The organism is Kitasatospora sp. NPDC048296, assembly GCF_043201815.1.
Taxonomy (GTDB): Bacteria; Actinomycetota; Actinomycetes; order Streptomycetales; family Streptomycetaceae; genus Kitasatospora.
Window position 1 is genome coordinate 43,647 of sequence record NZ_JBICZB010000055.1, and the last position, 14,404, is coordinate 58,050.

The window sequence follows — 14,404 nt, forward strand, 5'->3', positions numbered from 1 at the left end:
CCCCCGTCAGTCAGAGGAACAGCGCACCCCCGGGCGGGGGCCACAATTCGGGGGAACCGAGAGAGCGGGGCAGGCGAGAGTGCCGCAACTCGTCATCGATATCAACGGACAGCAGCGGACTCTGGAGCCCGGGCGGTCCTACACCATCGGGCGCAATCCACAGTCGGACTTCCCGTTCGAAGACGCCAGGGTCTCCTGGCAGCACGGGACGATCAGCTTCAACGGCAGTGGTTGGCTGCTGGACGACCACGGCAGCACCAACGGCACGTACGTGGCCGGTGCCCGCACCATGCAGGCCCAGCTGTTCCCCGGTGCCGTGGTCAACCTGGGCAACCCGGAGAACGGCCCCCGACTCGCCTTCTCGGCGCCCGTGGCCGCGGCCGCCCCGCAGCCCTCGCCGGTGCACGACGCCGCGACGGCCCGCGGCCCCGTCCCGACGCCCCACCAGCCCGCGCCGCAGCAGGCCTGGCCGGGACAGGACCCGTACCAGCAGCAGGCCTGGCCGGGCCAGCAGCCCCAGCCGCAGTTCGTGCCGCAGCAGCACGCGCCGCAGCCCGAGCAGCCGCAGCACGGTGGCTTCCCGCAGCAGCAGGGCTTCCAGGCCCCGCCGCAGCACGGCGGTGGCGGCACCCCGCAGCCCACGATGATCCGCAACCTGACGTCGGCCATGCGCACCGTCAGGATCGGTCGTGCGCTGGACAACGACATCGTGGTGTCCGACCTCCAGGTCTCCCGGCACCACGCCGAGCTGCGCCAGCTGCCGGACGGCCGCTACGAGATCGTCGACCTCGGCAGCCACAACGGCATCTTCCTCAACGGCCAGCCGGTGCAGCGTCAGCTGATGGGCCCGCAGGACCGGCTGACCGTCGGCCACTCCAGCTTCGTCCTGGTGGGCGACCAGCTGCAGGAGTTCGTCGACACCGGCGCGGTCTCCTTCTCCGCCCGTCACCTGACCGTCGAGGTCGAGCACAAGGGCGCCAAGAAGATCCTGCTCAACGACGTCAGCTTCGGCGTCCCGGAGAAGTCCCTGGTCGCGGTCATCGGCCCGTCCGGCTCCGGCAAGTCGACCCTGCTGCGCGCCCTCACCGGCTACCGCCCGGCCGACCGCGGCGAGGTGCTGTACGACGGCCGCAACCTCTACAAGCAGTTCGCCGAGCTCCGCTCCCGCATCGGCCTGGTGCCGCAGTCGGAGATCCTGCACCGCGAGCTCACCGTCCGAAAGGGCCTCAAGTACGCGGCCCGGCTGCGCTTCCCCGGCGACACCGAGGCGAAGGAGCGCGACGCCCGGATCGACGAGGTGCTGTACGAGCTGCGTCTGGACAAGCGCGCCGACAACAAGATCACCGCGCTCTCCGGCGGCCAGCAGAAGCGCGTCTCGGTCGCCCTGGAGCTGCTCACCAAGCCCTCGCTGATCTTCCTGGACGAGCCCACCTCGGGCCTCGACCCGGGCATGGACCGCGAGGTCATGCAGATGCTGCGCGGCCTGGCCGACGACGGCCGCACGATCCTGGTCGTCACCCACTCGGTGGCCGAACTCGCGCTCTGCGACCGGCTGCTGGTGATGGCGCCGGGCGGCTCGGTGGCCTACTTCGGCCCGCCGGACGAGGCGCTGCACTTCTTCGGGTACGAGACCTGGGCGGACGTCTTCCAGGCCTTCGAGAACTACCCGGACCACGACTGGGCCGGCCGCTACCGCGGCTCCGTGCACTACCAGCAGTACTCCGCCGCGACCGTCGAGGCTGGCGAGGTGCAGCACGTCCAGGTCGCCCAGGAGGCCCTCCGCCCGCCCAAGCCGCAGAGCTGGGGCTCGCAGCTGTGGACCCTGATGCGCCGCTACATGTCGGTGCTCGCCTCGGACCGCGGCTTCCTGGCGCTGTCGGTGCTGCTGCCCGCGGTCATCGGCGTGGTCAGCGTGCTGATGCCGAACGAGCCCGGGCTGGCACCGAACCCGAAGAGTCAGTTGGGGCTCAACTCCGGAGCCGGGCCGATCGTCATGATCATGGCGATCGGCGCCTGCTTCTCCGGTGCGGCCAACTCCGTCCGCGAACTGATCAAGGAACGGGCGATCTACGAACGGGAACGGGCCACCGGCCTGTCCCGCTCGGCGTACATGATGTCCAAGATCATCGTGCTGGGCATCTTCAGCGTGATCCAGGGCGCGATCATCTCCGCCGTCGGCTTCCTGCCGCGCAAGCTCCCCGAGCACGGCGGCCTGCTGGTCCAGAACACGCCGCTCATCGAGATGACGATCGGCATGATCCTGCTGAGCTTCGCCGCGATGATGTTCGGCCTGATGATCTCCGCGCTGGTGAAGACCGCCGAGAAGACCATGCCACTGCTGGTCATGTTCGCCATCGTCCAGGTCGTCTTCACCGGCTGCCTCTTCCAGATCTTCGGCAAGCCCGGCCTGGAGCAGGTCGGCTGGCTGATGCCGGCCCGCTGGGGCACCGGCATGGTGGCCACCACGCTCGACCTGTCGCACCTCCTGGGCCCCTGGAACAAGGACTTCCAGCACCCCAACTACGACCCGCTGTGGAAGCACAGCGTCGCCCAGTGGTCGATCGATGCGGGCGTGCTAATCGTGATGTCGATCATCATCGGCGTCATCGTGACGAGGCTGCAGCGCCGGCACGAGCCGGAGGTCATGCAGAAGGGCTGACAGCCTTCTGTGATTCGCCCGCTCGCCTCCGGGGCGCTCGGACCCGGTGCCGACGGTCGGCGCTCCGGCGCTCGTTCCTCGCTTGTCGCTTCTGCCTTTCGGCACCGGCGCGCCCCTTCGGCTCGGGGCGGGGATTCGCCCGCTCGCCCCGAGTCGAAGGGGCGGGCGGGCCCAGCGGCCTAGGTCCCCGGACCTGCGTCCGGCGCGGCCGGGGACGGACGCGGCGGCGTCCGCGGCGGCGGTAGTTTGGCGGTATGCCCAGCACGACCGGTGACCACCGGACCCCCGTTGACCCGCCGGCCGCCGTCGAGGCCCTCTGCGACCCGCTGACCGGCATCGAGGCCGTCAGCCAGGCGCTGCTCGCGATGAGCCGGCACCTGGAGGTCCGCGAGGTGCTGCGCCGCATCACCGCCTCCGCCCGGGACCTGCTCGGCGCCGAGTACGCGGCCCTCGGCGTGCCCGACGACCACGGCGGCTTCGCCCAGTTCGTGGTCGACGGCGTCACCGACGAGCAGTGGCGGGCGATCGGCCCGCTGCCCCGTCAGCACGGCGTGCTCGCCGAGATGCTGCACGAGACCGGCCCTACCCGGCTCGCCGATGTCCGAAAGGCCCCCGCCTTCGAGGGCTGGCCCGCCGCCCACCCCGAGATGGACGCCTTCCTCGGCATGCCCGTCCTGGACGGCGAGGCCGCCGAGGACGAACCCCAGGTGATGGGCGTCATCTTCCTCGCCAACAAGCGCGGCGGCGGCCTGTTCACCGACCACGACGAGGAACTGCTGCGGATCCTCGCCGCCCACGCCTCCCTCGCGCTCTCCAACGCCCGCCTGTACGAGCGCAGCCGCGAACTCACCCTGGCCGGCGAACGCGCCCGGATCGCCCACGACCTGCACGACGCCGTCTCGCAGAAGCTCTTCTCGCTGCGACTGACCGCCAAGGCCGCCGCCAAGCTCGTCGACCGCGACCCGGCCCGGGCCCGCGCCGAACTCGCCGAGGTCGCCCGGCTCGCCGCCGAGGCCGCCGACGAACTGCGGGCCGTCGTGGTCGAACTGCGCCCCGCCGCCCTGGAGGAGGACGGGCTGAGCGCCACCCTCGCCTCCCAGGTGCAGGTCCTCGACCGGGCGCACACCGCCGACGTCGCTTTCGCCGCCGACGGCGTGCGCGCCCTGCCGCCTGCTCAGGAGGCCGCTCTGCTGCGGGTCGCCCAGGAGGCGCTGCACAACGCGCTGCGCCACTCCGGTGCCCGCCGGGTCACCGTCACCCTGGCCGGGACGCCCGCGCGCGGCGCCCTGCTGCGGGTGCGCGACGACGGGCGCGGCTTCGACCCCGAATCCGTCCGCCGGGCCGGCCGCCACCTCGGCCTGGCCTCGATGCGCGACCGCGCGGCCGCCGTCGGCGGCACGCTCACCCTGGAGTCCGCCCCCGGCAAGGGGACGCTCGTCGAGATGGAGGTCCCCGGTGCCTGAGAGCACGCCGCCGATCCGCGTCCTGCTGGTCGACGACCACCAGGTGGTCCGCCGCGGACTGCGCACCTTCCTCGAGGTCCAGGACGACATCGAGGTGGTCGGGGAGGCCGCCGACGGGGCCGAGGGCGTCGACCGCGCCCGCGAACTCGACCCGGACGTCGTCCTGATGGACCTCAAGATGCCCGGCGTCGACGGCATCGAGGCGCTGCGCACGCTCAAGGACGAGGGCAGCCGGGCCCGGATCCTGATCGTCACCAGCTTCACCGAGCACCGCACGATGGTCCCCGCGCTGCGGGCCGGCGCCGCCGGGTACGTCTACAAGGACGTGGACCCGGAGGCGCTGGCCGGCGCGATCCGCTCGGTGCACGCCGGACACGTGCTGCTCCAGCCCGAACTGGCCGAGGCGCTGCTCTCCGACGACGGCCCGCGCGCCCCGCAGGGCCGCGGCGGCACCCTCACCGAGCGCGAGCGCGAGGTGCTCGGCCACATCGCCGACGGCCGGTCCAACCGGGAGATCGCCCGCAGCCTTCACCTGTCGGAGAAGACGGTGAAGACCCACGTCTCCAACATCCTGATGAAGCTGGACCTCGCGGACCGCACCCAGGCCGCGCTGTGGGCCGTCCGCAACGGAGAGACGCGCGGGTAGGGCGTGGCTCAGCGGTCCTCGCGCTCGTCCACCAGGGCGTTGTAGGCGGCGACCTGGGCCCGGCGGGCGGTGCGCCGCAGCGGAGCCAGGACGGACTGGCGCGCGGCCATCTCGGAGGCGCTGACGGCCGCACCGTGGCCGCCCGAGGCGATCGACAGCAGGGCGGACACCTGGCGGGCCGACTCCAGCACCCGGACCGCCCGCGGCGGGTAGCCGGGGGCGAGCAGCTCGGTGTGGCCGCGGCGGCGGTAGGCCTCCAGCGCGCGCAGCGCCTCCGGCCCGGCACCGGCCACGTCGAGCCGGGTGAGCAGGACGGTCGCCTCGCGCAGCCCGTCCGCGAGCTCGCGCTCGGCCTCGTGCAGCGAGGGCACGTCGGCCGGCGGGGCGTCGTTGACCTCGGCGCAGCGCCACAGCACGGTGGCCGCGCGGTCCCCTTCCGGGCCGTACACCGTGATCTCCGGCACCAGGCCGAGCGGCACGCCCACCGCGAGCACCGCCTCGCCCGCCGCCATGGCGCGCTCGTTGAAGACCGCCGGGCCGGTCAGCCCCAGCGGGTGCCCGGTGGAGGGCAGTGCCAGGCGCAGGCCCTTCACCCCGAGCACCCGCAGCCGGCCCAGCGCCCAGGTCAGCCCGTGCTGCTCGCCCGGTTCGTCCCCGGGCAGCCCGGTGACCCGGTGGCTCTCGTCCGCGCCCAGCACGGCCGCGGCGGCGTTGTCGGGCGGCACCAGGCCGCTGAGCAGGGCGTTGCCCCAGGCGGTCAGCCGCCCCGAACGGGGTTCTTCGTACGGATTGTCGGCAGGAGTCGCGAGCATCCAGCCAGCCTACGGAATCGGCGGTCATCCGCGTGGCGTAGGTTTGCCCATGCGTGTGCGGCGCACCCACCCCGTGCCCACCGGCTGCCGGAGTAGGCTCGCCGCCCGCACCGACGGCCGAGATTTTTGTGTATTGGGGAAGGCGTAGGCATGAGCGACGTGCTGGAGCTGGTGGACGTATCCGTGGTCCGGGAGGGGCGCGCGCTGGTCGACCAGGTCTCGTGGTCCATCTCCGAGGGTGAGCGCTGGGTCATCCTGGGCCCGAACGGCGCCGGCAAGACCACCCTGCTGCAGATCGCCTCCTCGTACCTGTTCCCGACCTCGGGCAAGGTCTCGGTACTGGGCGAGAAGCTGGGCGAGATCGACGTCTTCGAGCTGCGCTCCCGGATCGGCCTGGCCGGTGCCGCCATGTTCGACAAGCTGCCGGCCGAGCAGACCGTGCTGCAGACCGTGCTCACCGCCGCCTACGGCATGACGGTCAGCTGGCAGGAGACCTACGAGCAGTCCGACGAGGCCCGCGCCCTCGCCCTGCTCGACCGCATGGGCATGGCCAACCTCACCGGCCGCAAGTTCGGCACCCTCTCCGAGGGCGAGCGCAAGCGCACCCTGATCGCCCGCGCCCTGATGACCGACCCCGAGCTGCTGCTGCTCGACGAGCCCGCCGCCGGCCTGGACCTCGGCGGCCGCGAGGACCTGGTCCGGCGGCTCGGCGCGCTCGCCCAGGACGAGTTCGCCCCGGCCATGGCGATGGTCACCCACCACGTCGAGGAGATCGCCCCCGGCTTCACCCACGTCCTGATGATCCGCCAGGGCAAGGTGCTCACCGCCGGTCCGATCGACACCGAGCTGACCGCCCGGAACCTCTCCAAGTGCTTCGGGCTGCCGCTCACCCTGGAGCGCCACGGCGACCGCTGGTCGGCCCAGGGCCTGCCGCTGGGCTGAGGCCCCGTCCGTCCCTCACGGACCCTCCTTTCCCTCCTCACCCGTCCATCACTCGGAAGGCCGTCGGAACCGGTCGCACGTGCGACCGGTTTCCGCCCCTCGACCTGCGGGAACTGTCCGCCTCGAAGGCCCTTCGCTCCCTAGGATGGACGTGTGGACAGCTGGATCTGGTGGCTCCTGGCCGCCGCGGGGCTCGGCATACCGCTGGTGCTCACCGCGGTGCCGGAGTTCGCCATGTTCGCGGTCGGTGCGCTGGCGGCCGCCGCGGTGGCCGGGCTGGGCGGGGGAGTGGTCCTCGAAACCCTGACCTTCGTGCTGGTCTCGGTCGGGCTGGTGGCCTTCGTCGGCCCGATCGCCCGTCGGCAGCTGCGGAAGGGCCCGCAGATCAGGATGGGCATCGAGGCGCTCCAGGGCGCCACCGCGGTCGTCGCGGAAACCGTCGACGGAGAGGGCGGCCGGATCAAGCTCAACGGCGAGATCTGGTCAGCCCGCGCACTCAATCCGGACAGCGTGTACCAGCCGGGCCAGAAGGTCGACGTCGTCGAAATCCAGGGCGCGACCGCCCTGGTCGTCTAGGGGAGAGTCCGTGGAACCCGTCCTTATCGTTTTGGTCGTCCTGGTCGTGGTGGCCTTCATCGCGCTGATCAAGACGATCCAGGTCATCCCGCAGGCCAGCGCCGCGATCGTGGAGCGCTTCGGCCGCTACACCCGGACGCTCAACGCAGGGCTGAACATCGTCGTCCCGTTCATCGACCGCGTCCGCAACCGGATCGACCTGCGCGAGCAGGTCGTGCCGTTCCCGCCGCAGCCGGTGATCACCCAGGACAACCTGGTCGTCAACATCGACACCGTCATCTACTACCAGGTCACCGACCCGCGGGCGGCGACCTACGAGGTCGCCAGCTACATCCAGGCGATCGAGCAGCTGACCGTCACCACGCTGCGCAACATCATCGGCTCGATGGACCTGGAGTCGACCCTGACCTCGCGCGAGGTCATCAACGCCGGCCTGCGCGGCGTCCTGGACGAGGCCACCGGCAAGTGGGGCATCCGGGTCAACCGCGTCGAGCTGAAGGCGATCGAGCCGCCGACCTCCATCCAGGACTCGATGGAGAAGCAGATGCGCGCCGACCGTGACAAGCGCGCCGCGATCCTCACCGCCGAGGGCCAGCGCCAGGCGCAGATCCTCAAGGCCGAGGGTGAGAAGCAGGCCGACGTGCTCAGGGCCGAGGGTGAGGCCCAGGCCGCGGTGCTGCGCGCCGACGGTGAGGCGGCCGCGATCCGGACGGTCTTCGAGGCCATCCACGACGGCGACGCCGACCAGAAGCTGCTCGCCTACCAGTACCTGCAGACCCTGCCCGAGCTGGCCAAGGGCGACTCCAACAAGCTCTGGATCATCCCGAGCGAGGTCGGCGACGCGCTCAAGGGCCTCGGCGGCGCCTTCACCGGCCTGACGGGTAACGGCGGCGGTGCCAACGGCGGCGCGATCGCGGCGCCGAGCGTTCCGCAGGCGGCCCCGGCGGCCCCGGCGGCCACCCAGGTGCCGCTCGACCCGGCGGCCGGGCCGCGGCCGGTGGACGTCGAGAAGGGCGCCGCCCGTCCCCGGGTGGACCCGGCGCGGGAGTACCGCAAGATCGACCCGGAGTGAATCGACCCGGAGTGATGTGACGGTGTCCGGTGGAGGGCCCGCTGCCTGGTGGTGGCGGGCCCTCGGCGTGTCCCGGCCCCGTGGCCGTGCGGTCGAGCGGCCCCGTAGCCGTGCCGTTGTGCGGCTGTCCGGCCGGGTGGCCGCGGCGTCCTGGCAGTGTGGCGTACGTCCCGAATGGTGGGCGGGCCTGGTCGGGCCGGTGCGGGGTCCGGCATGATCCCCTCGGACAGGACCGAGAGGAGAGGTGACCCATGACGCTCTGGGAGGCGCTCGCCGTCCTGGTGGCCGGCGTCGGTGCCGGGATGATCAACGTGATCGTCGGCTCCGGCACGCTGATCACGTTTCCGGTGCTGCTCGCCGTCGGCATCCCGCCGGTCACCGCCAACGTCTCCAACTCCTTCGGCCTGGTGCCCGGTTCGCTCAGCGGCGTGATCGGCTACCGCCGCGAACTGGTCGGCCAGGGCCGTCGGCTGCTGCGGATGGGCACCGCCTCGCTGCTCGGCGGGCTGCTCGGCGCGCTGCTGCTGATCAAGCTGCCCAGCGGGGCCTTCGACGCGATCGTCCCGGCGCTGATCCTGCTGGCCCTCGTCCTGGTGGTGGTCCAGCCCAGGGTCGCCAAGGCCGTCGCCGCCCGCCGCCGCGCCGACGGGGACCCGGACGGCAGCCCGGTGCTGCTGGTCGGGGTCTTCCTCACCGGCATCTACGGCGGCTACTTCGGCGCCGCGCAGGGCGTCCTGCTGATGGCCCTGATGGGCATGCTGCTCCAGGAGGACCTGCAGCGGATCAACGCGGTGAAGAACGCGCTCGCGATGATCGTCAACGGGGTCGCCGCGCTGTTCTTCCTGTTCACCTCGACGGTCAACTGGACGGCCGCCGGGCTGATCGCGGCCGGCTCGCTGGTCGGCGGCCTGCTCGGCGCCAAGGTCGGCCGCCGTCTGCCGCCGACCGCACTGCGCGGGATCATCGTGGTGGTCGGGCTCGCGGCCGTCACCAAGCTGCTCGTGAGCTGAACGAACGTCAGACCGTACACAAGTCGGAGGAATACGCCATGGCCCTGGAGATGCGTGAGACCTGCGAGCGCTGCGCGGTGTCGCTGACCGCCGACGGCCCCGCCTCGATATGTTCCTACGAGTGCACCTTCTGCCCGGACTGCACCGAGGCCATGGCCGCCAACTGTCCCAATTGCGGCGGCGAGCTGGTGGTCCGTCCGCGCCGGAAGGCGGCCTGACCGGCACCCGACCGACGACACCCGGAGCACACCGATGAGCAGCAGGGCACGGCTGAGCGAGGACGAGATCAGGACGGCCCTGGCGGCCGTACCGCAGTGGGCGCGGGAGGGCGACAGCATCGTCCGCGGCGCGGACGCCCCGAATTTCCCGGCGGCGATCCGGGTGGTGGTCGCGGTCGCAGAGCAGGCCGAGGCGCTCGACCACCACCCCGACATCGACATCCGCTGGCGCACCCTGCGCTTCGTGCTGTCCACCCACAGCGCCGGCGGGCTCACCGGCCTGGACTTCACCCTCGCCGCCCGCATCGACGACGCCCTGCGCGCCGAGTCGGCGGTCTGAGACCCGCTCCTGCGCTGCGCCGAGGGCCCGGGCGGGGCGCTCGGCCGGGCGTGAGATGCTGACTGCCGCAATCGGCAGGCAGGCGGGGGGCCGGGAGGGACGTAACGATGGCGCAGGAGCCCTTCGGGGACGCCCACGCCCAGAAGCAGTGGTACCCCCAGGGCGGGTACTACGAGCCGCAGCAGCCGCAGGGGCAGTGGCAGCAGCCGGAGCCGCACGGGCAGTGGCAGCAGGCGCCGCAGTACGACCAGCACCCGTACGACCAGCAGGCCGGCTACGGGCCGACCGGGTACGTCGAGGGCGGGTACGTCCAGAGCGGCTACGGCCAGGGGCAGTACGGCGGCCAGGAGCAGTACCAGCCGTACCAGCAGCAGTACCCGGAGTACGGGCAGCAGCTGTACGCGCCGTACGCCGCGCAGCAGCAGGACGCGCAGCAGGAGCAGCAGCCGGCGGCGGAGGAGGAGGCGCTGTACGTTCCGGCGGGCGCCGAGTACTCGGCCGACGGCTATGTGCCGGTCGAGGAGCCCGCGGCAGAGGCCGGGCCGGCCGATGAGGAGCCTCCGGCGGAACCCGCTGAGCCTGCTGGGTCCGCCGGGGCCGTCGCGTCCGTCGCGTCCTCGCGGGTGGCTCGGCGCGGCGGTGGTGACGGCGGCTCCTCCTCGCTGGTCTCGAAGGCCCGGGCAGTCGTGCTGACCGGGGAGCACGTGCCCAGCCGGCGGGCCCTGATGGTGCGGGCCGGCGCCGGGGTGGCCGCACTCGGGGTGCTGCTCACGGCCGCGCTGACGGTCGGCGCCGAGGGCGGCGGCAGCGCGTCCGCGACCAGCAGCGGCGAGCCCGGCTTCGCGGTGGCGCACACCAAGGTCTGGTCCGCGCAGCCCGTGGCCGCAACCCAGGGCGGCGGGGACGACACGCTGGCCGGCAGCTGGCTGCTGGCCGACGTGGTGGTCCGGGCGGACGGCACCGGCGTGCACGCGTACGACCGGACGGCGGGCAAGCCGACCTGGTCGGTCGAGCCCCCGGCGGCCGGGGCCGTCCCGTGCGGGCTGTCGGCGGGTGTGAACCCGGCCGGGCTGGGCGCGGCCCTGTTCCGGCCGCAGGCCGATCCGAAGAGCCCCTGCACGCTGGTCGCCGCTGTGGACACCAAGACCGGCAAGACCGCCTGGACCAAGACCCTCTCGGACGCCAAGGGCGCCTACGCGGCGCGGATCGGCGTCACCGAGGACAAGGTGATCGCGGTCGGGGACGACCGGGCGGTGGCCTGGGGCGCGGCCGACGGCAAGGACGTCTGGCAGTACACCGGGCAGGGCAAGTTCTGCACCCTGTCCGGCGGCGTCACTGGCAAGACCGTGCTGGTCGCCTCCTCCTGCGCCGATTCGACCCCTGCCGACCAGGCCGTCGCGCTGAACACCGCGGACGGCAAGGTCTCCTGGTGGCGGGGTCTGAACAACTCGCCGAAGACGGTGACGGTGCTCGCCGCCGAGCCGGCCGTGGTGCTCACCACCGGCGCGAAGCCCGAGGACGACCGGGTGTTCGCCTGGGGCGCCTCCGGCGACCCGGCCGCCGAGATCCCGGTGGTCACCGACGGTGGCCGACTGGACGTCGCCCACGGTACGTTTTCGGCCACTCCGAACGTCTTCTTCGACGGCCGCACGATGGTCGCCACGCTCGTCCCGGCGAACGGCGGCGGGCCGGTGTCCGCGGTCGGCTACGACCTGGACACCGGCAAGCAGCGCTGGAAGGCGCAGACCGCCGCCAAGGGCACCGTCCGGGCGGTCGCCATCGACGGCGGCTCGCTGGTGCTGGCAGCTGACGAGCGCCGCGACCAGCCCGCCCGCCTCGGCCGCTTCCCGCTGGCGGGTGGCCAGGAGGCGGTCGGCGGCAACTTCCCGCCCGGCACCGGCTCGCTGCTGGTCTCCGGGCGGGTCGTGATCGGCGGCGGGCAGGTGGTCGTGATACCCGAGCACTCGGCCAACTTCGGCACGGCGGCGGGCTACGAGGCGAAGGGCTGAAGCCCTTCGGGCCGAGGCCCCTCAGAGGCCAGGCCTTGCGGTCGGGCCTTGCGGTCGGGCCTTGGGATCGGGCCTCGGGAACGGGCCTTGGGATCGGGCTCCGCCGTCAGGCCGCCGGGACGGGCTGGGGCTGGCCCGGCACCGCCGGCAGCCAGTCGGCGAGCTCCCGGGCCTCCGAGCCGCGCAGGCCGAGCGCCAGCATCAGGGTGGCCTGCGGCGTCGGCACGAACGGCCGCCGCAGCAGTTTCATCCCGGCCTGCTCCGGTGTCCGGTCGGCCTTGCGCTGGTTGTCCTCCGCGCACGCGGCCACGGTGTTCATCCAACTGTCCTCGCCACCGCGCGACTTGGGCTGCAGGTGGTCCACGGTGGTGCCCCGGCGCCCGCAGTACGCGCACAGGTGTTGGTCCCGGGCCAGGACACCCCGCCTCGACCACGGGGCCTGTTGTCGGAACGGCACCCGTACGTACCGCTGCAGTCTGATCACCCGTGGCACCGGGACGGCCACGCCCGTCCCCCGGATCGAGCGCAGCGGATGCGCCTGCTCCACCACCGCCTTGTCCTGGAGCACCAGGACGACGGCGCGCTGGAGCGACACCGTCGTCAGGGGCTCGTAGCTCGCGTTCAGAACCAGCGTGTTGCGCACTCGGCACACCCTTCCCACGGGCGTGCCACGGCGGCACGACCGTCTCCACACACGTCACTGCCGCCGCACGGCGGTGGAACCACTCTGAATGGGCCCACAGCCGACGAACAACGGAATTTCCGGTATCGGCCGGGCACCCGGGGGGAGCGCGTCGTGCGCCCGGCACCGCGCCTCGGCGGAAACTCGCTGGCCGGAACCGCGTAGGCTCTATCAGGCTGGAGTCGTACCGACCCGGGGCCCGACGGAATCGGGCCGGCACCGGCGGACGCCCGATCGAAGGAGAAGCGTGACCGTGACGGACATCGTCGACGAGCTGCGGTGGCGTGGGCTGATCGCCCTGTCCACCGACGAGGACGCACTGCGCAAGGCGTTCGCGGACGGCCCGGTCACGTTCTATTGCGGCTTCGACCCGACGGCCCCCAGCCTGCACCTCGGCAACCTGGTGCAGATCCTCACCATGCGCCGCATCCAGCAGGCGGGGAACCTCCCGCTCGGCCTGGTCGGCGGTGCCACGGGCCTGATCGGAGACCCGAAGCCCACCGCGGAGCGGGTGCTCAACGACCCGGAGACGGTGGCCGGCTGGGTCGAGCGACTGCGCGGCCAGATCTCGCGCTTCCTCGACTTCGAGGGCCCGTACGCCGCGCGCATGGTCAACAACCTGGACTGGACCTCCGGGATGTCGGCCATCAGCCTGCTGCGCGACGTCGGCAAGTACTTCCGCGTCAACAACATGATCGCCAAGGAGGCCGTCGCCCGACGGCTCAACTCAGACGCGGGCATCAGCTACACCGAGTTCAGCTACCAGATCCTCCAGGGCATGGACTACCTGGAGCTGAACCGCCGCTACGGCTGCACCCTGCAGACCGGCGGCAGCGACCAGTGGGGCAACCTCACCGCCGGCACGGACCTGATCCGCAAGGCCGACGGCAAGTCCGTGCACGCGCTGGCCACGCCGCTGATCGTCAAGGCCGACGGCACCAAGTTCGGCAAGACCGAGTCCGGCACGGTCTGGCTCGACCCCGAGCTGACCACCCCGTACGCCTTCTACCAGTTCTGGCTGAACGCGGACGACCGGGACGTCTCCAACTTCCTGCGGATCTTCAGCTTCCGCTCGAAGGAGGAGATCGAGGAGCTGGAGCGCGAGACCACCGAGCGCCCCGCCGCCCGCCTGGCCCAGCGCGCGCTGGCCGAGGAGCTCACCACGCTGGTGCACGGCGCCGAGCAGTACGAGCGCGCGGTCGCCGCGTCCAAGGCGCTGTTCGGGCAGGGCGACCTGGCCGACCTGGAGGCTCCGACCCTGGCCGCCGCCCTGGCCGAGGTCCCGAAGGCCGAGGTGTCCGAACTCCAGCCGGTGGTCGACCTGCTGGTCGCCGTCGGCCTGGCGCCGAGCCGCTCGGCCGCCCGCCGGACGATCAAGGAGGGCGGTGCCTACCTCAACAACGTCAAGGTGACGGACGAGGAAGCGGTGCCGACCGAGGCCGACCTGCTGCACGGCCGCTGGCTGGTGCTGCGCCGTGGCAAGCGCAACCTGGCGGCAGCAGAGCTGGTCTCGGCCGGCTGACCGGTCTGCTGACCTGTCAGTTGATCGACTGGCTGAAAACGCACCAGCTCTGAGCTGCGGCTTTGAGCCCCGAGGGCCGGATCTGGACAGATCCGGCCCTCAACGTTTGACGATGTCCTCCAGGTGGCCTAGTGTTGAACGAGTCGCTGGAGCGGCCACCTCACTCAGCAAGATCCACTCTCACCTCGATGCCCATTCAGTTGGGTTCGTCGGCGTCTCCGTCAACCGGGTGTGAGCGTGAATTTCGAGTAACACTCGGAATACGCTAAAGTGGCGGTCGTCGCAGAAAGCGGCCCCGACAGTTCGGGAAATCGGATGAATGAAACTCCGGAAAACGGAGCGGAAAACATCTGGTAAACTGGAAACACGAAAGAACGAAGCGCCCGGAGGGCCCGCTGGAAGGCGGTCCGAAGGAAGCGTCCGTTCCTTGAGAACTCAACAGCGTGCCAAAAG

13 protein-coding genes are annotated in these 14,404 nt (G+C 71.9%); 11 read left to right on the forward strand and 2 right to left on the reverse strand.

The genetic code is table 11. The features are described from left to right. Positions 1-79 precede the first annotated feature (79 nt). From ACGF12_RS27515 to ACGF12_RS27525, 3 genes are all read left to right on the forward strand, one after another. Positions 80-2,659, forward strand: coding sequence for an FHA domain-containing protein (locus ACGF12_RS27515; protein ID WP_393035423.1), 2,580 nt, complete (start codon positions 80-82; stop codon positions 2,657-2,659). 365 nt (positions 2,660-3,024) lie between these two features. Beyond that, on the forward strand, positions 3,025-4,122 hold the full coding sequence (locus tag ACGF12_RS27520; protein ID WP_393035447.1) for a GAF domain-containing sensor histidine kinase: 1,098 nt from the start codon (positions 3,025-3,027) through the stop codon (positions 4,120-4,122). Next, the gene (locus tag ACGF12_RS27525) at positions 4,115-4,768 is read left to right on the forward strand and encodes a response regulator (RefSeq protein ID WP_387627492.1); all 654 of its coding nucleotides are present in this window, start codon (positions 4,115-4,117) and stop codon (positions 4,766-4,768) included. Before ACGF12_RS27520 ends, ACGF12_RS27525 begins: the two co-directional genes overlap by 8 nt. Before the next feature lie 8 nt (positions 4,769-4,776). On the opposite strand, the gene ACGF12_RS27530 is transcribed toward ACGF12_RS27525, so the two are convergent. Beyond that, the gene (locus ACGF12_RS27530; protein WP_393035426.1) at positions 4,777-5,580 is read right to left on the reverse strand and encodes a hypothetical protein; all 804 of its coding nucleotides are present in this window, start codon (positions 5,578-5,580) and stop codon (positions 4,777-4,779) included. 150 nt (positions 5,581-5,730) lie between these two features. Here ACGF12_RS27530 and ACGF12_RS27535 point away from each other — a divergent pair, with 150 nt between their 5' ends. The 7 genes from ACGF12_RS27535 (at position 5,731) to ACGF12_RS27565 (ending at position 11,747) form a co-directional block, all read left to right on the forward strand. Then, entirely contained in the window at positions 5,731-6,522 is a 792-nt protein-coding gene (locus tag ACGF12_RS27535) for an ABC transporter ATP-binding protein (protein WP_380616129.1), read from the forward strand. A gap of 153 nt (positions 6,523-6,675) precedes the next feature. After that, positions 6,676-7,098, forward strand: coding sequence for an NfeD family protein (locus ACGF12_RS27540; RefSeq protein ID WP_393035429.1), 423 nt, complete (start codon positions 6,676-6,678; stop codon positions 7,096-7,098). A gap of 10 nt (positions 7,099-7,108) precedes the next feature. Then, the gene (locus ACGF12_RS27545; RefSeq protein ID WP_393035432.1) at positions 7,109-8,170 is read left to right on the forward strand and encodes an SPFH domain-containing protein; all 1,062 of its coding nucleotides are present in this window, start codon (positions 7,109-7,111) and stop codon (positions 8,168-8,170) included. 251 nt (positions 8,171-8,421) lie between these two features. Beyond that, complete coding sequence (locus ACGF12_RS27550) at positions 8,422-9,180, forward strand: sulfite exporter TauE/SafE family protein (protein ID WP_387627497.1); 759 nt, start codon at positions 8,422-8,424, stop codon at positions 9,178-9,180. Between the two features lie 38 nt (positions 9,181-9,218). Beyond that, positions 9,219-9,398, forward strand: a complete 180-nt coding sequence (locus ACGF12_RS27555; RefSeq protein WP_387627499.1) for a DUF1272 domain-containing protein — start codon at positions 9,219-9,221, stop codon at positions 9,396-9,398. A 34-nt stretch (positions 9,399-9,432) separates the two neighbouring features. Next, on the forward strand, positions 9,433-9,738 hold the full coding sequence (locus ACGF12_RS27560; protein WP_393035435.1) for a 4a-hydroxytetrahydrobiopterin dehydratase: 306 nt from the start codon (positions 9,433-9,435) through the stop codon (positions 9,736-9,738). Positions 9,739-9,845: 107 nt separating this feature from the next. Next, positions 9,846-11,747 (forward strand): PQQ-binding-like beta-propeller repeat protein, encoded by a 1,902-nt coding sequence (locus ACGF12_RS27565; RefSeq protein ID WP_393035438.1) that lies wholly within the window; start codon positions 9,846-9,848, stop codon positions 11,745-11,747. 106 nt (positions 11,748-11,853) lie between these two features. Here the strand turns inward: ACGF12_RS27565 and ACGF12_RS27570 are convergent, their stop codons facing one another. Then, positions 11,854-12,390 carry an HNH endonuclease gene (locus ACGF12_RS27570; protein ID WP_393035441.1) on the reverse strand — a complete coding sequence of 179 codons (537 nt, stop codon included), beginning with the start codon at positions 12,388-12,390 and terminating at the stop codon, positions 11,854-11,856. Between the two features lie 292 nt (positions 12,391-12,682). Between ACGF12_RS27570 and tyrS the strand changes: the two genes are divergently transcribed. After that, on the forward strand, positions 12,683-13,951 hold the full coding sequence (gene tyrS / locus ACGF12_RS27575) for a tyrosine--tRNA ligase (protein WP_393035450.1): 1,269 nt from the start codon (positions 12,683-12,685) through the stop codon (positions 13,949-13,951). Positions 13,952-14,404 lie beyond the last annotated feature (453 nt).

What these genes read in the sequence shown, in the direction of transcription:
- ACGF12_RS27520 (WP_393035447.1), top strand. Translation starts at nt 3,025, where the DNA reads ATGAGCCGGCACCTGGAGGTCCGCGAGGTGCTGCGCCGCATCACCGCC.
- ACGF12_RS27530 (WP_393035426.1), bottom strand. Translation starts at nt 5,580, where the DNA reads ATGCTCGCGACTCCTGCCGACAATCCGTACGAAGAACCCCGTTCGGGG.
- ACGF12_RS27535 (WP_380616129.1), top strand. Translation starts at nt 5,731, where the DNA reads ATGAGCGACGTGCTGGAGCTGGTGGACGTATCCGTGGTCCGGGAGGGG.
- ACGF12_RS27550 (WP_387627497.1), top strand. Translation starts at nt 8,422, where the DNA reads ATGACGCTCTGGGAGGCGCTCGCCGTCCTGGTGGCCGGCGTCGGTGCC.
- ACGF12_RS27555 (WP_387627499.1), top strand. Translation starts at nt 9,219, where the DNA reads ATGGCCCTGGAGATGCGTGAGACCTGCGAGCGCTGCGCGGTGTCGCTG.
- ACGF12_RS27560 (WP_393035435.1), top strand. Translation starts at nt 9,433, where the DNA reads ATGAGCAGCAGGGCACGGCTGAGCGAGGACGAGATCAGGACGGCCCTG.
- ACGF12_RS27565 (WP_393035438.1), top strand. Translation starts at nt 9,846, where the DNA reads ATGGCGCAGGAGCCCTTCGGGGACGCCCACGCCCAGAAGCAGTGGTAC.